Source organism: Massilia sp. Masssp94 (assembly GCF_059491305.1).
This window is the reverse complement of sequence record NZ_CP168501.1, coordinates 2,126,126-2,147,022: the sequence shown is the minus strand read 5'-3', so window position 1 is coordinate 2,147,022 and position 20,897 is coordinate 2,126,126. Positions and strand designations below refer to the sequence as shown.

Annotated in this window: 18 protein-coding genes; 12 read left to right on the top strand and 6 right to left on the bottom strand. The window is 67.7% G+C overall.

Features of this window, described 5'->3' with window-relative positions; all coding sequences use genetic code 11:
* The first annotated feature begins 49 nt into the window (after window positions 1-49).
* From ACEN9G_RS09420 to ACEN9G_RS09375, 10 genes are all read left to right on the top strand, one after another.
* On the top strand, window positions 50-805 hold the full coding sequence (locus ACEN9G_RS09420; RefSeq protein WP_413342199.1) for a (Fe-S)-binding protein: 756 nt from the start codon (window positions 50-52) through the stop codon (window positions 803-805).
* Complete coding sequence (locus ACEN9G_RS09415) at window positions 802-1,479, top strand: LutC/YkgG family protein (RefSeq protein ID WP_483126598.1); 678 nt, start codon at window positions 802-804, stop codon at window positions 1,477-1,479. The genes ACEN9G_RS09420 and ACEN9G_RS09415 overlap by 4 nt, the downstream gene beginning before the upstream one ends.
* Window positions 1,476-2,921: a LutB/LldF family L-lactate oxidation iron-sulfur protein gene (locus ACEN9G_RS09410; RefSeq protein ID WP_413338794.1), complete on the top strand. Its 1,446-nt coding sequence runs from the start codon at window positions 1,476-1,478 to the stop codon at window positions 2,919-2,921. The genes ACEN9G_RS09415 and ACEN9G_RS09410 overlap by 4 nt, the downstream gene beginning before the upstream one ends.
* Before the next feature lie 26 nt (window positions 2,922-2,947).
* On the top strand, window positions 2,948-4,603 hold the full coding sequence (locus ACEN9G_RS09405) for an L-lactate permease (protein ID WP_413338792.1): 1,656 nt from the start codon (window positions 2,948-2,950) through the stop codon (window positions 4,601-4,603).
* Complete coding sequence (locus tag ACEN9G_RS09400; protein ID WP_413338790.1) at window positions 4,600-6,099, top strand: FAD-linked oxidase C-terminal domain-containing protein; 1,500 nt, start codon at window positions 4,600-4,602, stop codon at window positions 6,097-6,099. The genes ACEN9G_RS09405 and ACEN9G_RS09400 overlap by 4 nt, the downstream gene beginning before the upstream one ends.
* Before the next feature lie 12 nt (window positions 6,100-6,111).
* On the top strand, window positions 6,112-7,170 hold the full coding sequence (gene glcE, locus ACEN9G_RS09395; protein ID WP_483126597.1) for a glycolate oxidase subunit GlcE: 1,059 nt from the start codon (window positions 6,112-6,114) through the stop codon (window positions 7,168-7,170).
* A gap of 2 nt (window positions 7,171-7,172) precedes the next feature.
* The gene (gene glcF, locus ACEN9G_RS09390; protein ID WP_413338788.1) at window positions 7,173-8,399 is read left to right on the top strand and encodes a glycolate oxidase subunit GlcF; all 1,227 of its coding nucleotides are present in this window, start codon (window positions 7,173-7,175) and stop codon (window positions 8,397-8,399) included.
* An 85-nt stretch (window positions 8,400-8,484) separates the two neighbouring features.
* On the top strand, window positions 8,485-8,664 hold the full coding sequence (locus ACEN9G_RS09385; protein ID WP_413338786.1) for a hypothetical protein: 180 nt from the start codon (window positions 8,485-8,487) through the stop codon (window positions 8,662-8,664).
* 87 nt (window positions 8,665-8,751) lie between these two features.
* Entirely contained in the window at window positions 8,752-9,243 is a 492-nt protein-coding gene (locus ACEN9G_RS09380) for a hypothetical protein (RefSeq protein ID WP_056126817.1), read from the top strand.
* Window positions 9,244-9,329: 86 nt separating this feature from the next.
* Entirely contained in the window at window positions 9,330-11,285 is a 1,956-nt protein-coding gene (locus tag ACEN9G_RS09375) for a GAF domain-containing sensor histidine kinase (RefSeq protein ID WP_413338784.1), read from the top strand.
* Here the strand turns inward: ACEN9G_RS09375 and ACEN9G_RS09370 are convergent, their stop codons facing one another.
* Window positions 11,286-12,398 carry a DegT/DnrJ/EryC1/StrS family aminotransferase gene (locus ACEN9G_RS09370; protein WP_413338782.1) on the bottom strand — a complete coding sequence of 371 codons (1,113 nt, stop codon included), beginning with the start codon at window positions 12,396-12,398 and terminating at the stop codon, window positions 11,286-11,288.
* Window positions 12,399-12,455: 57 nt separating this feature from the next.
* Window positions 12,456-12,692, bottom strand: coding sequence for a hypothetical protein (locus tag ACEN9G_RS09365; protein ID WP_413338781.1), 237 nt, complete (start codon window positions 12,690-12,692; stop codon window positions 12,456-12,458).
* Between the two features lie 71 nt (window positions 12,693-12,763).
* Here ACEN9G_RS09365 and ACEN9G_RS09360 point away from each other — a divergent pair, with 71 nt between their 5' ends.
* Window positions 12,764-14,164, top strand: coding sequence for an aminotransferase-like domain-containing protein (locus ACEN9G_RS09360; protein WP_413338779.1), 1,401 nt, complete (start codon window positions 12,764-12,766; stop codon window positions 14,162-14,164).
* Window positions 14,165-14,167: 3 nt separating this feature from the next.
* Here ACEN9G_RS09360 and ACEN9G_RS09355 read toward each other — a convergent pair whose 3' ends face one another.
* Together ACEN9G_RS09355 and ACEN9G_RS09350 are read right to left on the bottom strand one after the other, a co-directional pair.
* Window positions 14,168-15,976 (bottom strand): ABC transporter ATP-binding protein/permease, encoded by a 1,809-nt coding sequence (locus tag ACEN9G_RS09355; protein WP_413338777.1) that lies wholly within the window; start codon window positions 15,974-15,976, stop codon window positions 14,168-14,170.
* A 72-nt stretch (window positions 15,977-16,048) separates the two neighbouring features.
* Window positions 16,049-16,441, bottom strand: a complete 393-nt coding sequence (locus tag ACEN9G_RS09350) for a PPC domain-containing DNA-binding protein (protein ID WP_413338775.1) — start codon at window positions 16,439-16,441, stop codon at window positions 16,049-16,051.
* Window positions 16,442-16,653: 212 nt separating this feature from the next.
* Between ACEN9G_RS09350 and ACEN9G_RS09345 the strand changes: the two genes are divergently transcribed.
* The gene (locus ACEN9G_RS09345) at window positions 16,654-16,986 is read left to right on the top strand and encodes a hypothetical protein (protein ID WP_413338774.1); all 333 of its coding nucleotides are present in this window, start codon (window positions 16,654-16,656) and stop codon (window positions 16,984-16,986) included.
* Between the two features lie 3 nt (window positions 16,987-16,989).
* Here ACEN9G_RS09345 and ACEN9G_RS09340 read toward each other — a convergent pair whose 3' ends face one another.
* Complete coding sequence (locus tag ACEN9G_RS09340) at window positions 16,990-19,194, bottom strand: hybrid sensor histidine kinase/response regulator (RefSeq protein WP_483126596.1); 2,205 nt, start codon at window positions 19,192-19,194, stop codon at window positions 16,990-16,992.
* A gap of 88 nt (window positions 19,195-19,282) precedes the next feature.
* Window positions 19,283-20,788 carry an HD domain-containing phosphohydrolase gene (locus ACEN9G_RS09335; protein ID WP_413343832.1) on the bottom strand — a complete coding sequence of 502 codons (1,506 nt, stop codon included), beginning with the start codon at window positions 20,786-20,788 and terminating at the stop codon, window positions 19,283-19,285.
* Window positions 20,789-20,897: the final 109 nt, after the last annotated feature.

Below are 20,897 nucleotides of genomic sequence, written 5' to 3'. Positions count from 1 at the left end.
AAGATCTGACAACTAAAAGAAAAAACACAATCCCTTTTGGAGACATTGCATGACTCGCAACGTGTATCTGTTCGGTACGTGTGTGATCGACCTGTTCATGCCGCAGGCCGGGCTCGACGCCGTGCGCGTGCTGGAAGCGGCCGGCGTCACCGTTCACTACCCACGCGGCCAGAGCTGCTGCGGACAGCCCGCCTGGAGCAGCGGTAACCCGGACGAGGCCCGGGCCGTCGCGCGCGCCCAGCTGGACCTGTTTCCCGAACCCTGGCCCATCATCGTCCCCTCCGGCTCGTGCGCGGGCATGATGCGCAAGCACTGGCCCGAGCTGTTCCGCGCCGACCCGGCCCTGAGCCCGCAGGCTCAGGCCGTGGCGGCACGCGTGGTCGAGTTCGGCGCGTTCCTGCTGCACGTCCTGGAGTGGAAGCTGCCGGCCGGGGCGCCCGTGGTGCCGGAGGACGTCGTCCTGCACACCTCCTGTTCCGCGCGGCGCGAGATGGGCACGCGGGCCCATGGCGTGGCGCTGGTCGACGCGGTGCCCGGCGTGACGCGCGTGGAGCACGAGCACGAATCCGAATGCTGCGGTTTCGGCGGCTCGTTCTCGATCAAGCATGCGGACATTTCCGGCGCCATGGTCACGGACAAGATCGCGTCCATGCGCGCGACGGGCTGCCGCCGCGTCGTGTCGGCCGATTGCGCCTGCCTGCTCAACATCGGCCACGCCGCGCAGCACCAGGGCGCGCCGCTCGCCGTCGAGCATCTGGCCAGCTTCCTGTGGCGCCGAATTGGTGGCGCGGGAGAACAGGCATGAGCGCACGCGACCGCATCCTGGGCCGCCTGCGCGCGGCCGCTCCGCACGGGGCGGACATCAACGATCTCGAACTCCGCATCGACGCCCATTTTGACGCGCGCCGCGGCGACGCGTCGCCACACGTTCTCGCGCAGCGCATGCAGGCCGCGCTGGAGGCCGTGCGCGCGCAGGCGTGGTGCGCCCGGGCCGACGAATGGCCCGCGCTGCTGGCGCAACGCATCGCCGACGCGGGCGTGCGCCGCATCCTCGTCGACAGCGCGAGCGCCGAAGGCCGCGCCCTGCGTGCCGCGCTGCCGCCGAGCGTCGAAGCGCTCGCCTTCGACCGTCCGCTGGAAGACTGGAAAGGAGAACTGTTCGGCACCGTCGATGCCGGCTTCACGGTCGCCCGTTCCGGCATCGCCGCCACCGGCACGCTGGTGCTGGCGCCGGATGCGGCGTCTCCCCGCACCATGTCGCTGGTGCCGCCGCTGCACATCGCGCTCGTCCACGCGCACACCCTGCACGCCGACCTGCACCAGGCGCTGCACGCGGAGCGCTGGCAGGACGGCATGCCGACCAACCTCGTGCTCGCGACGGGGCCATCCCGCACGTCCGACATCCAGCAGACCCTGGCCTTCGGCGCGCACGGTCCGCGCTGGACGTGGGTCGTCATCGTCACCGGGGAGAGCGCATGACCACGTCCCCCTTGCAGTTCGTCCCGTCCCAGGATTTCCACGCCCGCAGCCGCGCGGCGCTGGACGATGCCCAGCTGCGCCAGAGTTTCAAGGGCGCGATGACCTTCCTGCAGGACAAGCGCCGCAGCCAGTTCGGCGACGACGACGAGCTCCAGCGCCTGCGCGACCTCGGCGAAGCGGTGCGCAAGAACGCGCTTGCAAAACTGCCCGCGCTGCTGGAACGGCTGGAAGCGAAGCTGACGGCGGCCGGCGCGACGGTCCACTGGGCGGCATCGCCCGAGGAAGCGAATGCGATCATCCACGGCATCGCCACCGCGCGCGGCGCGCAGAGCATCGTCAAGGGCAAGTCGATGGCGAGCGAGGAGATCGAGCTGAATCACTACCTCGAAGCGCGCGGCATCAAGTGCCTGGAGTCCGACATGGGCGAATACATCGTCCAGCTGGCGGGCGAAAAGCCGTCGCACATCGTGATGCCGGCGATTCACAAGACCCGCGCCGACATCGGCGCGCTGTTCGCCGAGCACATTCCGGACACGGAGTACACGGAAGACGTCGACCGCCTGATCCAGACCGGACGCCATACGTTGCGCAATGCGTTCGTCGAGGCCGACATCGGCCTGTCCGGCGTGAACTTCGCCGCGGCCGACACGGGCACCCTGTGGCTCGTCGAGAACGAGGGCAACGGCCGCCTGTCGACCACCGTGCCGGACGTGCACATCGCCATCATGGGCATCGAGAAGGTCGTGGAAAAGCTGGAGCACATCGTGCCGCTCGCGAGCCTGCTGACGCGCTCCGCGACGGGGCAGGCCGTCACCACGTATTTCAATTTGATTTCGGGCCCGCGCCGCGCCGGTGAGCTGGACGGCCCGCGCGAACTGCACCTCGTCCTGCTCGACAACGGCCGCACCCAGGCCTATGCCGACGAGGAGCTGCGGGCCACGCTGCAATGCATCCGCTGCGGCGCGTGCATGAACCATTGCCCCGTCTACGGCCGCATCGGCGGCCATGCGTACGGCACGACGTATCCGGGGCCGATCGGCGCGATCCTGTCGCCGCACCTGCTGGGCCTGGAGTCGACGGCAGATCTGGCCACGGCGTCGAGCCTGTGCGGCGCGTGCGGCGACGTCTGCCCCGTGCGCATCCCGATCCCGCAACTGCTCGTGCGCCTGCGCACGGAAGCGAACCGCAATCCCGACGCCGAGGTCGAACATCCGCTGCGCGGGCAGGGCGCCAGGTACAGCCGCGGCGAGCGCCTCGTCTGGCGCTTCTGGCGCGGCGCGTTCGGCCGGCCCGGCGTGTACCGCATGTTCCGCTGGGCGGCCACACGGCTGCGTGTGCTGGCGCCGACGCAGCAACTGGGCTGGACAAAATACAGAACCCCCCTCAAGCCCGCACCGCGCAGCCTGGCCGACCTGCTGCGCGACAAGAATCAGCCCCAATAAGAATTCAATCAATCAAGGAGACGTAGATGGTATGGCAACAGGTTTATGATCCGTTCGGCAGCATGGCCCTATCGACCCTGCTGGCCGCGATCCCCGTGGTGGTGATGCTCGCCGCGCTCGGCTTCTTCCACATCAAGGCGCACATCGCGGCCGCGCTCGGCCTCGCCGCGGCGTTCTGCGTGGCCGTCTTCGCCTACTCGATGCCGGCCGCGATGGCCGGCAAGGCCGCGCTGCTGGGCGGTTTCACGGGCCTGCTGCCCATCGGCTGGATCGTCCTGAACATCATCTTCCTGCAGCAGTTGTGCGAACAGAACGGCAGCTTCAAGGTGCTGCAGGCATCGCTGTCCGGCATCACGAACGACCGCCGCCTGCAACTGCTCCTGATCGCGTTCTGCTTCGGCGCGTTCTTCGAGGGCGCGGCGGGCTTCGGCACGCCGGTCGCGGTCACGGCCGGCATCCTGATCGGGCTCGGGTTCTCGCCGCTAGCCGCGTCCGGCCTGTCGCTGATCGCGAACACGGCGCCGGTCGCCTTCGGCGCGCTCGGTTCGCCCGTGATCACCCTGGCCAAGGTGCACGGCTACGACCTGATGGAAGTGACGGCCATGATCGGCCGCCAGCTGCCGTTCTTCTCGCTGCTCGTGCCGTTCTGGCTGATCTGGGCGTTCGCCGGCCGCAAGGCGATGTGGGACATCTGGCCCGCGATCCTCGTGACGGGCCTGTCGTTCGCGATCCCGCAATTCCTCGTGTCGAACTTCATCGGCCCGGAACTGGTGGACATCATCGCGGCCCTCGTGTCGATGGCGTCGCTGATCCTGTTCCTGCGCGTGTGGCAGCCGAAGACCGTGTGGACGTCGGCCAGCCTCAAGGGCCGCGAGGCGGAGACCGCGCGGCCCGCGGCGACCGTCGAGAAGTATTCGCGGGCGGAGATCGTGCGCGCCTGGACGCCGTGGCTCATCCTGACCGTGTTCGTCTTCATCTGGGGCCTGCCGCCGGTGAAGGCGTATTTCAACACGCTGTTCGCGCCGAAATTCCCGATGGACGGCCTGCATAACCTGGTGATGCGCGTGCCGCCGGTGGTGCCGCACGCCGAGCCGGAATCCGCGATCTACGTGTTCAACCTGTTGTCGGCGACGGGCACCGGCATCCTGCTGTCCGCCATCGCCGGCGCGCTGTTCATGCACTACAGCCTGGGTGCCATCGTGCGCACGTTCTTCCGTACGCTGTGGCTCGTGCGCTACTCGCTGCTGACCATCGTGCTGATGCTGGCCCTGGGCACGCTCACGCGCTACTCCGGCACCGATACCACGCTGGGCCTCGCCTTCGCCAACACGGGCGCGCTGTACCCGTTCTTCGGCACCCTCATGGGCTGGCTGGGCGTGGCGATGACGGGTTCCGACACCGCGTCGAACGTGCTGTTCGGCGGCATGCAGAAGGTGGCGGCGGAGCAGCTGGGCCTCGCGCCGAACCTGATGGGCGCCGCGAACAGTTCCGGCGGCGTCATGGGCAAGATGATCGATGCCCAATCCATCGTCGTCGCCTCCACGGCCACGCGCTGGATCAACCACGAAGGCGACATCCTGCGCTTCGTCTTCTTCCATTCTCTCGCACTGGCCGTGCTGGTCGGTGTCCTGGTCACGCTGCAGGCGTACGTGTGGCCGTTCACGTTGATGGTGGTCCGATGAATGCTCCCGTCTCTCCCGAAACCCGGGCCGTCAGCCAGCGCGAGGCTGCGGCCGCGCCGCTGGCCGCGCTTCTGGCCGTCCTGCCGGACCGCTGCGTGCGCTCCGACCCCGAGGAAACGCGCCCGTACGAATGCGACGGCCTCGCCGCCTACCGCCAGATGCCGATGATCGTGCTGCTGCCCGAGAACGAGGCGCAGATCATGGCCGCCATCGCCGTGTGCCGGCAATTGAACCTGCCGATCGTGCCGCGCGGGGCCGGCACCGGCCTGTCCGGCGGCGCGATGCCGATCGCCGGCGGTGTCGTGCTGTCGACGGCGCGCCTGAACCGGATCGTGAAACTCGATCCGTACGCCCGCACGGCCGTCGTGCAGCCCGGCGTGCGCAATCTCGCGATCTCGGAAGCGGCCGCGCCGCACGGGCTGTATTACGCGCCCGATCCGTCGTCGCAGATCGCGTGCACGATCGGCGGCAACGTCGCCGAGAACTCCGGCGGCGTGCACTGCCTGAAATACGGTCTCACCGTGCACAACGTGCTGCGTGTGCGGATGGTGACGACTGAGGGCGAGATCGTCGAACTGGGCAGCGAGGCGCTGGACGCGCCGGGGCTCGACCTGCTCGCGGTCGCCATCGGGTCGGAAGGCATGCTCGGCGTCGTGACCGAGGTGACGGTGAAACTGGTGCCGAAGCCGCGCGTGGCGCGCGTCGTGATGGCGTCGTTCGACGACATCGTGAAGGCCGGCGACGCGGTCGCCAACGTGATCGCGGCGGGCATCATCCCGGCCGGCCTGGAGATGATGGACCGGCTGTCGACGCAGGTCGCGGAGGAATTCGTGCACGCCGGCTACGACACGCGGGCCGCCGCCGTGCTGCTGTGCGAATCCGACGGCATCGCCGAGGAAGTCGAGGAAGAGATCGCGCGCATGAGCGAGGTGCTGAGCGAGTGCGGCGCGACGGCGCTGGCCGTGTCGCGGGACGAGGCGGAACGCCTGCGTTTCTGGTCCGGCCGCAAGAACGCGTTCCCGGCCGTCGGCCGCATCTCGCCGGACTATTACTGCATGGACGGCACGATCCCGCGCAAGCACCTCGCCCACGTGCTGCAGCGGATCGAGGCCATGGAACAGAAGTATGGCCTGCGCTGCGCGAACGTGTTCCACGCCGGCGACGGCAACCTGCACCCGCTGATCATGTTCGACGCGAACGTGCCGGGCGAATTCCACCGCGCGGAGCAGTTCGGCGCCGACATCCTCGAACTGTGCGTCGAGGTGGGCGGCACGATCACGGGAGAACATGGCGTCGGCATCGAGAAGATCAATTCGATGTGCGTGCAGTTCTCGCGCGCCGAGCTGGATGCGTTCCTGGCCGTCAAGCGCGCCTTCGATCCGGCCGGCATCCTCAATCCCGACAAGGCGATTCCGACCCTGCACCGCTGCGCCGAATACGGCCGCATGCACGTGCGCCACGGGCGGATGCCGTTTCCCAACCTGCCGCGCTTCTGATCGCTTTTTAGGATGAATACGACCTTACAAGACTTCGCCGACAGGATCGGCCATGCCACCGCCACCAGGTCTCCGCTGTGCATCCGCGGCGGCGGCAGCAAGGACTGGTACGGGCAGGACGTGCAGGGCACGGTGCTCGACACGACGACGTATCGCGGCATCACGGACTACGAGCCGACCGAACTCGTGATCACGGCCCGCTGCGGCACGCCGCTGGCCGAGATCGAGGCGCACCTGGCGCAGCACGGCCAGATGCTCGCGTTCGAGCCGCCGCACTTCGGTCCCGGCGCGACGATCGGCGGCACCGTGGCCGCCGGCTTGTCCGGACCGCGCCGCCAGGCCGCGGGCGCCGTGCGCGATTTCGTGCTCGGCGCCGTGCTGGTGGACGGGAAGGGAGAGACGCTGCACTTCGGCGGCAAGGTGATGAAGAACGTGGCGGGCTACGACGTGTCGCGCCTGCTGGCCGGATCGCTGGGCGTGTTCGGCCTGATCGCCGAGGTGTCGCTGAAGGTGCTGCCGCAGCCCGTCGCCGAATGCACGGTGCGGCTGCACATGAACGAGGACGAGGCGCTGCGCCGGCTGAACGAATGGGGCGGCCAGCCGTTGCCGGTCTCCGCCTCCAGCTGGCACGACGACGTGCTGACGGTGCGCCTGTCCGGCGCGCGGTCGGCCGTCGACGCGGCGCGCAAGCGCATCGGTGGCGAACTGCTGGACGATGCCGACGGCTGGTGGCGCGCGCTGCGCGAGCATGACGGCGCGTTCTTCGCGGACGCCGACAGCATGTGGCGCCTGTCCCTGCCGACGGTTGCGCCGCCGCTGGCGCTGCAAGGACCGCAACTGATCGAATGGGGCGGGGCGCAGCGCTGGCTCCGCACCGATGCCGATGCGGCCACGGTGCGCGCCGCCGCGGGCAAGGCCGGCGGCCACGCGACGCTGTTCCGCGGCGGCGATGGGAGTGTCGGGGTGTTCCAGCCGCTGGCGCCCGCCGTCCTCGCGATCCACCACCAACTCAAAAATGTGTTCGACCCGGCCGGGGTGCTCAACCGCGGCCGCATGTACAAGGATTTCTAGCCGTGCAAACCAATCTCGCCGATTTCATCCGGGGCACGCGCGACGGCGACGAGGCCGACGCGATTCTGCGCAAATGCGTGCATTGCGGCTTCTGTACCGCCACGTGCCCGACCTATCAACTGTCCGGCGACGAGCTGGAAGGCCCGCGCGGCCGCATCTACCTGATCAAGCAGGTGCTCGAAGGCCGGCCCGCCACCGATAAAACCCAGGCGCACCTGGACCACTGCCTCACGTGCCGCAACTGCGAATCGACCTGTCCGTCCGGCGTGCAGTACGGACGGCTGGCCGACATCGGCCGGCGCGTCGTCGAGCAGCAGGTCGCGCGGCCCGCGCGCCAGCGCATGCTGCGCACGCTGCTGAAGGAAACCCTGCCGCGCCGCTGGCTGTTCACGCCGGCCATGAAGGCGGGGCAGGCGGTACGGCCGCTGCTGCCGCAGGCGTTGAAGGACAAGGTGCCCGCGCGGCAAAGCGCCGGCGTGTGGCCGCGCACCGGGCACACGCACAAGATGCTGTTCCTGGAAGGCTGCGTGCAGCCGGCGATGTCGCCGAACATCAACGCGGCGACGGCACGCGTGTTCGATGCCGTCGGCGTGCAGATCGTCGCGGCCAGCCGGGCCGGGTGCTGCGGCGCCATCCGCTGGCACATGAACGATGCGGATGGCGGCCGCGCCGACATGCGCCGCAATATCGACGCGTGGTGGCCGTATCTGGAGCAGGGCATCGACACCATCCTGATCAACGCGTCCGGCTGCGGCGCGATGATCAAGGAATACGGCCATGCGCTGGCCGGCGATCCGGCATATGCCGACAAGGCGGCGCGCGTCTCGGCCGCGGCGAAGGACGTCAGCGAAGTGCTGCCCGAGTTCGAGGCCAAGTTGCGGGCGAAGCTCGGAACGCGGGAGAAGGGCGAGCGGGTCGCGTACCACCCGCCGTGCACCTTGCAGCATGGCCAGAAAATCCGCGGCAAGGTCGAGGACCTGCTGCGCGCGGCGGGCGTCGACGTGCGGCTGTGCGCGGACAGCCACCTGTGCTGCGGCTCGGCCGGCACGTATTCGGTGCTGCACAAGGAGGTGTCGCTGCGGCTGCGCGACGACAAGCTGGCGCGGCTGGAAGCGACGGCGCCGGAGCGCATCGTGTCCGCCAACATCGGCTGCATCACGCACCTGCAGTCGGGGACGGACGTGCCGGTGGAGCACTGGGTCGAACTGCTCGACCGCGCGCTGCAGTAAGGCAAAAAGTGGCCGGAAATCAAGCCTTGCAATGCTGGACTCGAGGTCTATACTGACAGCCTGCTCTGTTTGCAGGAGGCTTTCCATGCAGTGTATCCAGTACGCCGCCGGCCACAAGAATCCGCCATCGGCACCGCCGGCGATTCCACCGATCATCATCAATCCGTTCAAGAGCCAGATCCCCTCGCCGGCGATCGACCCGCGCAGCACGCCGCCCGGCCCACCCATCGTGCCGCCCCGCGGCCCCGACCTGCGCATCATCTAGCGGTACGGAAGCGGCGCTTGTCCAGTGCGCCGCGAACGCCTATGATCTTGCTTCTGGGCGCATGCCCGCACGACCGAGAAAGCAAGAATGAACGACGACATCCCAGACCACGACGATGATGCTCCCGTGCAGGAGCCCCGTCTGTGGCAGGGCAACGGCTGGACCGCACGCGTCATCAAGAACGAAGACGACGACGGCTGGGCCGTGGCCATGTACAAGGACGGCGAATCCGAGCCGGCCCTCGTCGGCCCCTGGACCATGGGCCGCGACAAGAAAAACCCGAAGCCGCTCGATACGCCGGCTTTCCACACGCTCGTCAAGACGGCGTCCGAAGTCATCCGCCGCCACGAGCAGCAGCTGCACGCGCAATTGCACAAGAGCACCGTCGTCTCGACCGCCGACGGCGAGCTGAAGGTGACGCTGGACATCGTCCCGGACGAGGACAATCCGTATGCGCTGCTGAGCGCGTTCGACGAGATGGGCGAGCGCGTGGCGCAGGTGCGCGTGCGTCCCGATTTCAAGTTGTCGCCGTCTTCCGCATCCACCTGGGTCGAGAACGAGTTTCGCGCGCCCCGGTAAGGCATTTTCGCGACACAACCCCCGCAGAGACGGCCTGAACTGATAAGATTTCCCGAGCGTAACTTTTTGTTCGACAAGGGGAATCGATGGAAGACCGTCTCGCCCGCCTGGAAACGGTCCAGGCCATGCTGCTGGGCATCGGGCACCTGTCCGCCAGCTGTACCGACGTCACCGAGTTCATCGGCGCCGTGCACCGCGCGCTGGGCCGCATCATGTATGCGGAGAACTTCTACGTCACGTTGGCCGAGCGGGAAGACGACACGGTCCGGTTCGTCTATTTCGTCGACTCGCGCGACGCGGGGCCGGGCCCCGACGAGCGTGTGACGCTGGCGTCGCCCGACGAATCGCCGACGGCGTGGGTCATGCTCAACAAGCAACCCCTCGTGGTGACGGGCGAGGAAATGCGGGCGCGCGAGAATGGCGGCGTCTGGGGCACGGGCAGCATCGCCGAGCACTGGATGGGCTGCCCGCTGCTCGACCAGCAGCACGAGGCCGTGGGCGCCATCGTCATCCAGAGCTACCTGCCCGAGTACACGTACAGCGAGGAAGACCAGGCGCTGTTCGCGCTGATCGCCAACCACGTGTCGAACGCGCTGCAGGGCCTGCAGAGCATGGACCGCCTCGAGCGCGCCGTGCAGGAGCGCACGCGCGCGCTGGCGCGCGAGGTGGCCGAGCGCCGCCGCGCGGAACAGGTGCAGCATGCGCTGTACCAGATCGCGGACCTGTCGGCCTCCGCCATCGAGACCGACGTGCTGGCGGCCAGCCTGCACGCCATCATCGGCGAACTGATGATGGCGAAGAACTTCATCATCGCGCTCACGCATCCGGACACGGGCGAGATCAGCATCCCGTACTTTGCCGACGAAAAGGACGACGTGCCGCCGCAGCAGCGCTTCCCGTTCGGGATGGGCATGGTGTCGTACGTGCTGCAGACGAAGCAGGCGCAGCTCCACGACGCCGGCAGCTTCGCGCGCCTGCACGCGGCGGGCAAGGTGAAGCACCCGCTGGGGAGCACGGACATCGCGAGCTGGATCGGCGCGCCGATGCTCGTCAACGACAAGGCGTACGGCGTGCTGGTCGTGCAGAGCTATGACCCGACCGTCGTCTACACGAAGGCGGACCTGGACCTGATGGCCTTCATCTCCAGCCACGTGGCGGTGGCGATCGCGCGCATGCAGGCCGACCGCGCCATCCGCAAGGCCAAGGAGCGCCTGGAACAGCAGAACGCCGCGCTCGAACAGGCGCTGCACCAGTTGCAGGAAGCGCAAACGGAACTGGTGCGCAAGGAAAAGCTCGCGTCGCTGGGCCAGATGGTGGCCGGCGTCGCGCACGAGATCAACACGCCGCTGGGCATCTGCGTGACGGCCACGAGCCACCTCGTGCAGGAACTCAAGCTCACGCGCGAGGAGCTGGCGGCGGGGGACATGACCCAGGACAGCCTGGAGGCGTTCTTCGACATCGTCGACCAGTCCCTGCGCATCCTGACCACCAACACGCAGCGCGCCGCGGCCCTCGTGCGCAGTTTCAAGCAGGTCGCGGTGGACCAGTCTTCGGACGATATCCGCACCTTCAATCTCGGCACGTACCTGAACGAAGTGCTGCTGTCGCTGCAGCCGAAGCTGAAGGGCCGGCCGCTGGAAGTCGCGGTCGACTGCCCGAAGGACCTGCTGCTGGAGAGTTTTCCGGGCGCGGTGTCGCAGATCGTCACCAACATGGTCGTCAACTCGCTGATGCACGGCTTCGAGCGCGACCAGCCCGGCCACATCACGCTCCACGCGGCGCTCGACGGCGACCACGTCGTGTTCGACTACGCCGACGACGGCGTGGGCATGGATGCGGAGACGCTCGCCAAGCTGTTCGACCCGTTCTTCACGACGAAGCGCGGCAGCGGCGGCAGCGGTCTCGGTGGCCACATCCTGTACAACCTCGCGACGAACGTGCTGCAAGGCTCGCTGCGCGTGGAGAGCAGCCCGGGGCAGGGCCTGCGCTACCACCTGCGCTTTCCGCGCAAGACCGCCCGGCCCGGGCTGAAGGCTGCCTGATCAGGTCAAGCTGTCGGCGATGGCCGCGCACACGCGGTCCACGTCGGCTTCGTTCATCCCGCAGTGCAGGGGGATCGTGACGGTCTCCCGGCCGATCCGTTCCGCGTTCGGGAACTGGCCTTCGCGCCAGCCGAGGCTGCGGCCGAGCGTCGTCAGGTGCGACGGTTCGTACGACAGGCCCGTCGCGATCTCCCGTTCGCGCAGTGCGGCGCGGAAGCGTTGCCGCGTCGTGCCGAGCGCCTCGTACGGCAGCAGCACGCAGAACATGTTCCAGCTCTGGCCCGGCACGCCGCGCGGCGGCAGCACGGCGCCGTCGATGTCCGGGAACACGTCGAAATAACGCTCGGCCAGCCGCTGGCGCTGCGCCAGGAAGGCGGGCAGTTGCGCGAGCTGCGCGAGGCCGATCGCGGCCGACACGTCCGACATGTTGTACTTGCCGCTCGCGACCTCGACGTCGCGCGTATCGTCCGCCAGGCGCTCGATGCCGTGGAAGCGCAGCACCTCGATGCGCTTTGCAGTCTCGTCGTCGGGCACGACGATGGCGCCGCCCTCGATCGTCGTCATGTTTTTATTCGGGTGGAAGGAGAACGTGGCGATGTCGCCGAAGCTGCCGATGGGCTGTCCCTTCCACGTCGAGCCCTGCACGAGGGCCGCGTCCTCGATCACCCGCAGGCCGTGGCGCCGGGCCAGCGCGTACAGCGCGTCCATGTCGCCCAGGGCGCCGGGGAAGTGCGTGGGCACGATTGCCTTCGTGCGCGGCGTGATGGCGGCCGCCACCTGGTCGAGGTCGATCGCGCGCGTGACGAGGTCGCAGTCGACGAACACGGGGCGGGCGCCGACCTTGACGATCATGTTCATCGTCGAGAAAAAGCTTTGCGTGGACGTGATCACCTCGTCGCCGGAACCAATGCCGCACGCCAGCAGCGCCAGTTCCATCGCCCCCGTGGCCGACGTCAGCGTGCGTGTGGGACGGCCGCCAAAGGTCCCGGACAGCGCGCGCTCGAATGCCAGGACGCGCGGGCCGCTGGCGATCCAGCCGGTCTTCATCGTGTCGGTCACGGCGGCGAGGGTGGCGTCGTCGAGCGCCGGTTGGGAAAAGTTCAGCAGGGTCATGGGCGTCCTTCGGGTGCGTTGTCGGACAGGTATTCTAGTCTGCGCGGCGGGGCGGCATCACGGGTAGCCCAGGTCCAGGCCGAGCACCCTGGCAAGGGCGAAGGTGACGAGCCCGAGGCCCACGAGTATCACCACGAAGAGTGCGGCCACCTTGCCGCTCGCGCGCAGCACCGCGCGCCGCTCTTGCACTTTTCCCTTCTTCCCCTGGTCGTAATGCCACTTGATGGCGAAGAACATCCCCGTGGCTAACACGAGAAACTTGAACACAACGAAGACTACCGGGATCCATTCCATGATTTTTGTGTTTGAACCATCGTCGAATACCCACATACTACGCAAAAGCAATCTCCATACATCGAGACAAAATGTCCCAGTTGAAATCCATACAAGATGACGATTTGCCCACCTGGTTGCCGCGCCTGGCCGCGCATGGCGGGCCGCGTTTCCTGCAGATTGCGGAGGCATTGCAGGCGGCGGTGGCGGACGGTTCGCTGAGGCCGGGCGACCGGCTGCCTCCGCAGCGCCGGCTGGCGGCACAGCTGGACGTCGACCTGACGACGGTCACGCGCGCCTACGACGAAGCGAGGCGCCGCAACCTGCTGGAGGGCCGCGGCGCCCGCGGCACGTATGTCGCGGCGCCGAAAGTCGAATTGACCGCTGTCCTCGACCTGAGCATGAACACCCCGCCGCCGCCGGATGGCGTGGACTTCGACGACATGTTGAAACAGGGTCTGTCGCAAGTCCTGATGCGGGCCGATAACACAGCGCTGATGAATTACCACCTGGGCGGGGGCAGCGACTCCGACCGCAAGGCCGGCGCCACATGGCTCGCACCGATGTTCGGCCATCCGGATGCGGGGCACGTCGTCGTCTGTCCGGGTGCGCAGGCGGCGATCGCCGCGTTGATCCTTGCGCTGACGGCGCCCGGCGATGTCATCCTGGCGGAGCCGACGACGTATCCCGGCCTGCTGGCCGCGGCCACCCAGTTCGGCCGGCAGGTCATCGCGGTGGAAGCGGACCGGCACGGGATGGTGCCCGAGATGCTCGAGGAGGCGTGCCGCCGGCACAAGCCCGGGCTGGTCTACCTCAATCCGACCTTGCAGAACCCGACCGCCGTCACCATGCCGGAACGCCGGCGCAAGGCGCTCGCCGGGATCGCGCAGCGCTGCGATGTCCGCATCGTCGAGGACGATCCGTACTGGCGCCTTGCCGCCGCCCCGCCGCCACCCGTTGCCACGTTTGCCCCGGACCAGGTGGTCTACATCTCGACCCTGTCGAAATGCCTGACGCCCGGCTTGCGGGTCGCCTTCGTGCTCGTACGCGACCCGCACGTACGCGAACGGTTCCTGGCCGCACTCAGGTCATTTGCGCTGATGGTCGCGCCACTGACGGCCGCACTGGCCACGCAGTGGATCCTCGACGGTTCGGCGGACCGGTTGATGGAAGGCGTCCGCAACGAGGCCCGCCTGCGCCACCGGATGGCCCGCGATATCCTGGCGGGGCGGTACAGCGGGGCCGGAGACGGCCTGCATGTATGGCTCGAGTTGCCGGCGTACTGGACCGCCGCGCAGCTGGCGCGTGCGGCCGAGCGCGAGGGCATCGCGGTCACGCCGGCGGAGGCATTCGCAACCGGCGCCGGGTCGGCGAATGCCATCCGGATCTCCCTGGGCAGCATCAAGGACCGCGGACGCTTGCAGGCGGGTCTGCAGCGGCTGTCCCACCTGCTTGCGCGGCGGCCCGAGCCGGTCGGCGCCGCCGTGGTGTGAAGTCTAGCCGACGAACGTCGCGACGGCCGCTGGCCGCACCGGTGCCGGCCCGGCGTCGGCCACGGGCTGGTCGAACTCGAATCCGCCGGCTTCGCTGACTTCCCACGACCCGTCGCCCGCCAGCTTCAGCACGTGCGTGTGGTGACGCAGCACGGCTTCGCGGTGGGCGATGCTGACGAGGGTCGCGCCGCTGGCGCGCAGGCGCGCGTACAGCGCGGTTTCATTGGCGCTGTCGAGCGCGCTCGTCGCCTCGTCCAGGATGACGATCCGCGGCGCGTGCACCAGCACGCGGCCGAAGGCGAGACGCTGCTGCTCGCCGACCGACAGCAGCTTGCTCCAGTCGTGCACGGCATCGAGGCCGCCCACGCGGTCGGCCAGTGCGGGCAGGTGCACCTGTTGCAGGATGTCGAGCAGCTGCTCGTCGCTCAGGTCGCGGTGCACGCTGGGATAGATGAGCTGGCTGCGCAGGGTGCCGGGCTGCAGATACGGCTGCTGCGGCAGGAAGAACACGTCTTCCAGCGGCGGATGCTGGATCGTGCCGCTGCCCGTGCGCCACAGCCCCGCGATCGCGCGCAGCAGCGAACTCTTGCCGCAGCCGCTGGCGCCGGTGATCAACAAAGCGTCGCCGGGCTTCAGCACGAGGCTCAGTTCCTTGATGAGGACGCGGTCCGATTGCGGCGGATGCAAGGTCACGGCTTCCAGCGCGAAGTGCGTGCCGGGCCGCATCGCGATGCGCGGGTGTCGGTCTTCGGCGGCAGGCTGCGCACCGGGCAGCACGAGGTTGGACAGGGCTTGCAGGCGGCCGATGCCTGCCACGAAACGGCTGAGGCTCTCGAAGTTGTCGACGATGACGCCCACCGCACCGAGCACGGCCGTAAAGGCGCCGGCGGCGCGCGTCGCGGCGCCCACTTCCAGCTCGCCCGACAGCACGCCGCCGGCCAGCAGCACGTAGGGCAGCACCACGGTGAGCTGGCTGAACGTGCGCTGGAAGAAATTCAGCGCGCGCTGTTTCCTGATCAGCCGCGCAAAGTTGCGGATGACCTTGTCGAAGCGGCTGTCGATGTGCGTGCGCTCCTGCGCTTCACCCCGGTAGAACGCGATCGACTCGGCATTCTCGCGCAGGCGCATCAGGCTGAAGCGGAAGTCGGCCTCGCGCCGCAACTGCCAGAAATTCAGCTGGATCAGCGGACTGCCGAAGAAGTACAGGGCGACGATATTGCCCATCACCGCATAGGCCACCAGTACGGCGACGAGCAGGTGCGAGATCGACCACAGCACGGTGCTGAACGCGACCAGTTGCATGGCCGAGCCGAGGAAAATCAGCAGAAAATTGATCGACCGGCCCGTGAACGTGTTGATGTCCTCGCTGATGCGCTGGTCCGGATTGTCGATCTCGTTACCGGCGCCCAGCGCGTAGTATTTGCGGTCCTGCAGATAGCCGTCGAGGAAGCGGCCGGTGAGCCAGCGCCGCCACTGGTTCGCGAACACGTCGCGCATGTAGTAGTAAAAGGCGTAGGTCGGCACGGCGAACGCGAGGATGAACAGGCAGGCGCGCACCGAGGTCCAGAAGCGGCCGGCGTCCTTGCCGGCCAGCGCCGACGTCAATTCTCCGGTCTGGTTGTTCAGCATGACCGCGAGCTTGGTGTCGACCAGCATCAGCACGATCAACAGCAGCAGCAGGGTCCAGGCCCTGCTTTTTTCATCGCCCAGCCAGTAGGGCCTGGCGACGTTGACGAAGTGTTTCCACGCGGCGAGCGACAGGGGGGCGGGCTTGGGCTGGGTCGGATCTTCGTCCGGAATGTGCGTGGTCATGATCGGTCTCTGCGGAAGTATTTACCGCCAGAGTACGGCCGCGCACTGGATCGTTCAGTGCGGAAACGGACATTAGGCCTTCACGAACAACTCGTCGAACCCCGTGGCCGGATCGAATTCGCGGCGGAAGCGGTGGCGCGGCAGCAGCGCCACGAGCACCTCGGCCGTCGTGCGCACGATGCAGCCGGGGCCGAGGTGGCCGCCGATGACGCGGCCGCCGTCGTCGGCCACGCTCGCGTGCAGGTGCGGACCGTCCGGCGACAACGACCCGCCCAGCGTGAGGATTTCCAGGTCGCCGCGCAGTTCCGTGAATTCCGGCCGGCCCGCGAAGCGCAACCGGGCGACCGCCAGGCTGCCGATGCCTTGCAGGACGAACGCGGCGTCCACGTGGTGTTGCGCGACGAGGGCGTCGAGCACGGCGCGCAGGTCCTGGCCGGCGCCGATTCTCAGGGGCAGAGTCTGCATGATCGTCTCCTTGATGCGGTCCATTCTACGCCAGCCTGGCTGCAACCAATAGTTTCCATATGGAAATTGCAATACGAGTAAAAACATCCAGTTTGCATTGCAAAAAAAAGCATGCTTATTGCAATTTTTGAATATTAATCTTTCAGTAAATACGGTTATGATTTCAAGGTTTCCTGAAGAGAACCGCGCAGATAAGCGGAGATTACACAAAAATGTCAACAAAGTTCATGATCGCGGCCGCGCTGGCCGTCACAATGTCCGGCTGCGCGGCGCTATCGCCGGTAACCGGAAATCACTACACGAGCCGCGACGGCAAGCTGGATATCCAGGGCGCGCTGATCGACTGCTCCGGCGTGCGCATCTTCGTCAACGGCGACAAGGTCATCGACGACCACGTGTCGCTGTTGCACGGCGACGGCAAGTTCGACGGCACCTGGCAGGGCAAGCAGGTCAGCGCCGACTGCAGCACGGCACCGGGCCGTACGGCGGGCGCGACCAGATGCACGGTCGCCGTGGCCGGCGAGCAGGTCACGCTGACACTGTAAAGGTCAGCGGTTGCCGGAGAGGTTGGCCAGCAGTTCGACCAGCTGGTCGATCTCGTACGGTTTGGCGAGGACCTGCACGCCCGGGATGACGGCGCGCTGGTCGGTGTAGCCCGTGGCGAGGACGACCGGCAGGCCGGGGCGGCGCTCGTGCAGGATGCCGGCCAGGTCGATGCCGCTGACCTTGCCGGGCATGACGATGTCGGAAAACACGACGTCGGCGTCGAGGCCGGCGTCGAGCATGGCGAGCGCCTTGTCGCCGTCCGGCGCCACCATCACGTCGAAGCCGCAGTCTTCCAGGCCGCGCACGACCGCTTCGCGCACGAGCGGATCGTCTTCGACGAACAGCACGCGCCCGCTGCCGTGTCCCGGCGCCTGGCTGTCAGTGCGCGCCGCCGTGGCCGACAACGGTTGCAGCGAGCGCGGCAGGTAGATCTCGATGGTGGTGCCGGCGCCGACCGTGCTCGCCAGGGTCAGCCAGCCGCGCGACTGCGTGGCGAATGCGTAGGCCTGGGGCAGCCCGAGGCCGGAGCCCTGGCCCGGCGGTTTCGTCGTGAAGAACGGGTCGAGCGCGCGCGCCTGCACGTCGGGCGGCATGCCGATGCCCGTGTCCGTCACGCTCACGCACACGTAGTCGCCGCCCGTGCGTTCCATGGTCGGTTCGAGGGAGCAGTTGCGCACGCCGACGCCGAGCCGGCCGCCGTCCGGCATGGCGTCGCGCGCATTGATCGCCAGGTTCAACAGGGCCAGGTCGAATTGTACGGGGTCGACGGTGACGGGCCACAGGTCGTCCTCGCAATGCACTTCCATGCGCGTGCCCTGGCGCAGCACGCCGCGCAGCAGCTGGACAGACCCGCGCACCTGCTCGCCCGGGTCGACCGTCAGCAAACGCGCATCCTGCACGCGGCCGAACGACCCCAGGCGGGTCGTCAGCGCGGTGGCGCGGCTGACGGTGCGCTTGCATGTGTCGATCAGGCTCAGCACCTTGGGCTGGTTCGCCGTCAGGGACGCGAGCTGCAGCGCGGTCGTCAGCGTCTGCAGCAGGTTGTTGAATTCGTGCGCGATGCCGCCCGTGAGGCGGCCGAGGGCTTCCAGCTTCTGGCCGCGCACGAGGGCGCTCTGGGCGCGCTCGCTGGCCGCCACGGCCTCCGCCACGCGCTGCTCCAGGTCGGCCTGCGCGGTCAGGATCTGGCGGCTCGCGTCGGCCATGCGCTGCGCCACGGCGTCGATCTCGACGATGCCCTGCGGCCGGTAATGCACTTCGCGGCCGGCGCCCAGGTCCGCGGCGCTGCGGCCCAGGTATTCGATCGGGATCGCGGCGCGGCGCGCGAACCAGCGCGCGGCCACCGATGCCAGCACGAGCATGACGGCCATGATGGCCGCCAGGAAGGCCGCCGCATGCAGGGGCACGCGGCGCAGGTCTTCCGTCGGAATGCTGACGAGGACTTTCCAGTTCGACGAGGGCACGGTGCTGAAGAAGGCCTGCACGGGAATGCCGGCCAGGTTCCTGTTCGAGAACACGCCTTCGCGGTGGGCGGCGAACTGGGCCAGCGCCACCTCGCTGACCGAGCGGCCCCGGTACTGGTCCGGGTCGATCGAGCGCGCGATCAGCCGGCCGGTGCGGTCGACGATGGCGGCCTGCCAGTCGGGTGGGAAGCGCTGTTCACCCAGCAGCGCCTGCAGCTGGGCGGCGTTCATGCTCATGGCGAGGAAGTAGCGCAGGGTGCCGTCCACGTGCACCGGCACCTGGATGGCGACCGCATGGCGCTGGCTGATCGAGGAGACGAACAGGTCGGAGACGAGGGTGCGGTCGGCGCCGTCCCGTTGCATCAGCGCGTCGAGGTTCGACGCGCGGCCGGGCGGCAGCGGCGCGCCCGGCGCGACCCGCGTGTTGAGCAACTGGTGGCCGTCCCGGTCGAGCAGCAGGATCGCCGTCTCGCCGCGCGGCGCCACCGAATGGGCGTGGTGAAAGAAGGTCTCGAGATCGCCGCGGGCCAGCGCGGGGGAATTCGCCAGCGTGCGCAGGATGCCTTCCCTGATCTCCAGTTCGTTGTCGACGAGGAGGGTGAAGGCGCGCACCGCTTCCTTGACGCTCGTTTCCTGGGCGCGCCGCTCTTCCTGATAGACATACCCGACGGCCAGGACCGCCGCGAGGAGGGCAGGGACCAGGATGGCCAGGATCAGGAGCAGCAGTCGGGTTCGGATACGCATGGGCCGGATGGCGGTCGGGACAGTATTGCCGCGAAGCTCTGCATACTACCTGACTCTGTCTCCCTTGTCCCGGCCCGCGATATCGATTTCAGTCCGGCCAGCGTTCGTTGATCTCGGTGGCCTTGTCGAGGTTCCTGATGAGGATGTCGACGTAGTGCGGATCGAGGTGCTGGCCCGCCACGTCGCGCAGGTAGTCGCGCACCTGGTCGATCGGCCACGCCTTCTTGTACACGCGCTCGTGCGTGAGGGCATCGAACACGTCGGCCACGGCCACGATGCGGGCATACGGGTGGATGTCTTCGCCCTGCAGGCCCTGCGGATAACCGCTGCCGTCCCATTTCTCGTGGTGCTGGTGGGCGATCACGGCGGCCGCCTTCAGGATCGGGCGCTGCGAGCCGTCGAGGATCTGCAGGCCGATGGTCGGGTGCTGCTTCATGATGTCCCATTCCTCGGGCGTGAGGCGCCCCGGTTTCAACAGGACGGCGTCCGGCGTCGCGATCTTGCCCACGTCGTGCATCGGCGCCGCATGCATCAGCACGGCCGTCTCGTCGTCGGACATGCCCGATTCCTGGGCCAGCAGATGACACACCTGGGCCATGCGGCGCACGTGGTTGCCGGCTTCGTTCGAGCGCGATTCGACGACGTCGCCCAGGCGCAGGATCAGCTCGGCCTGGGTGTCCGTGATTTCCTGGTTCAGCAGGATGTTGTCGAAGGCGATGGCGACGCCCGAGCAAAACACGTCGAGCAATTGCACATCGATCTCGTCGATTTCTTCCACGCCCTTGAGCACGAGCAGAGACGCCTTGCCGCTGCTGTTCGGGAAGTAGCCGACATAAGTGTCGCCATGCAGCTTGGAGATGCGGTTGTGGCGTGCCTCGTCCAGCTGGGCGATCAGTTCCGGGCCGATGTCGTGGTCGCCGACGTCGCCGATGCGCGCGAGGATTTCGTACTGGCTCTCGCCGGTGATCACGCTGGCGCCGGTCACGCGCAGCAGCATGCTCTGCTCCAGGCGCAGCAGGGCGACGACCTGCTGCAGCAGGCCGCTGGCGAAATCCTTCAGGTTGCGCTGCCTGAACAGATGCGTGGACGCGGAGATCACGCGCTCCAGGCCTTCGCGGTAATTCTGCTGGACGCGGCGGGCGTCCTCGACTTTCATGATGTCGCGGTAGGCGCGCAGGGCGGCGAACGTCGTCGTGAACAGCTTGGTGCGGTCGAGTTCCGTCTTTTCCTTGTAGTCGTTGATGTCGTAGTCGACGATCACGCGTTCCTCGGGTGCCTGGCCCGGCTGGCCCGTGCGCAGCACGATGCGGGTGAACTGGTTGTCCAGCTCCTGGCGCATCCAGCGCGCCACTTCCAGGCCGCTGTCCTCGCGCTCCATGACGACGTCGAGGAACACCAGCGCGACGTCCTTCTCGCGCGCCAGGATGTCCTTCGCCTCGGCGCCGCTGTAGGCGTGCAGGAACGAGAGGCTGCGGCCGTCGAGGCGGAAACGGGACAGCGTCAGCTTGGTGATGTCATGGATGTCCGGTTCGTCGTCGACGAGCAGTACTTTCCATGGTGCAAGCTTCGGCGCGGCGGATGACAGGAAGGACATTTGACGATCTCACGAGGTTTTGAGGTAAGGCTGCACGGTCCGAAATGATTGTAGTATGAGCAGTGACCATTAACAACAAGAAATATTAATGACGCAGTGCAAAAAGTCA

Bases quoted from the DNA above. Each gene is read 5' to 3' on its own strand.
- ACEN9G_RS09400 (WP_413338790.1), top strand. From the start codon at position 4,600: ATGAATGCTCCCGTCTCTCCCGAAACCCGGGCCGTCAGCCAGCGCGAG.
- ACEN9G_RS09340 (WP_483126596.1), bottom strand. From the start codon at position 19,194: ATGCGTATCCGAACCCGACTGCTGCTCCTGATCCTGGCCATCCTGGTC.
- ACEN9G_RS09405 (WP_413338792.1), top strand. From the start codon at position 2,948: ATGGTATGGCAACAGGTTTATGATCCGTTCGGCAGCATGGCCCTATCG.
- ACEN9G_RS09350 (WP_413338775.1), bottom strand. From the start codon at position 16,441: ATGCAGACTCTGCCCCTGAGAATCGGCGCCGGCCAGGACCTGCGCGCC.
- ACEN9G_RS09375 (WP_413338784.1), top strand. From the start codon at position 9,330: ATGGAAGACCGTCTCGCCCGCCTGGAAACGGTCCAGGCCATGCTGCTG.
- ACEN9G_RS09365 (WP_413338781.1), bottom strand. From the start codon at position 12,692: ATGGAATGGATCCCGGTAGTCTTCGTTGTGTTCAAGTTTCTCGTGTTA.
- ACEN9G_RS09335 (WP_413343832.1), bottom strand. From the start codon at position 20,788: ATGTCCTTCCTGTCATCCGCCGCGCCGAAGCTTGCACCATGGAAAGTA.
- ACEN9G_RS09370 (WP_413338782.1), bottom strand. From the start codon at position 12,398: ATGACCCTGCTGAACTTTTCCCAACCGGCGCTCGACGACGCCACCCTC.
- ACEN9G_RS09410 (WP_413338794.1), top strand. From the start codon at position 1,476: ATGACCACGTCCCCCTTGCAGTTCGTCCCGTCCCAGGATTTCCACGCC.
- ACEN9G_RS09360 (WP_413338779.1), top strand. From the start codon at position 12,764: ATGTCCCAGTTGAAATCCATACAAGATGACGATTTGCCCACCTGGTTG.
- ACEN9G_RS09415 (WP_483126598.1), top strand. From the start codon at position 802: ATGAGCGCACGCGACCGCATCCTGGGCCGCCTGCGCGCGGCCGCTCCG.
- ACEN9G_RS09420 (WP_413342199.1), top strand. From the start codon at position 50: ATGACTCGCAACGTGTATCTGTTCGGTACGTGTGTGATCGACCTGTTC.
- ACEN9G_RS09380 (WP_056126817.1), top strand. From the start codon at position 8,752: ATGAACGACGACATCCCAGACCACGACGATGATGCTCCCGTGCAGGAG.
- ACEN9G_RS09385 (WP_413338786.1), top strand. From the start codon at position 8,485: ATGCAGTGTATCCAGTACGCCGCCGGCCACAAGAATCCGCCATCGGCA.
- ACEN9G_RS09355 (WP_413338777.1), bottom strand. From the start codon at position 15,976: ATGACCACGCACATTCCGGACGAAGATCCGACCCAGCCCAAGCCCGCC.
- ACEN9G_RS09345 (WP_413338774.1), top strand. From the start codon at position 16,654: ATGTCAACAAAGTTCATGATCGCGGCCGCGCTGGCCGTCACAATGTCC.
- glcE (WP_483126597.1), top strand. From the start codon at position 6,112: ATGAATACGACCTTACAAGACTTCGCCGACAGGATCGGCCATGCCACC.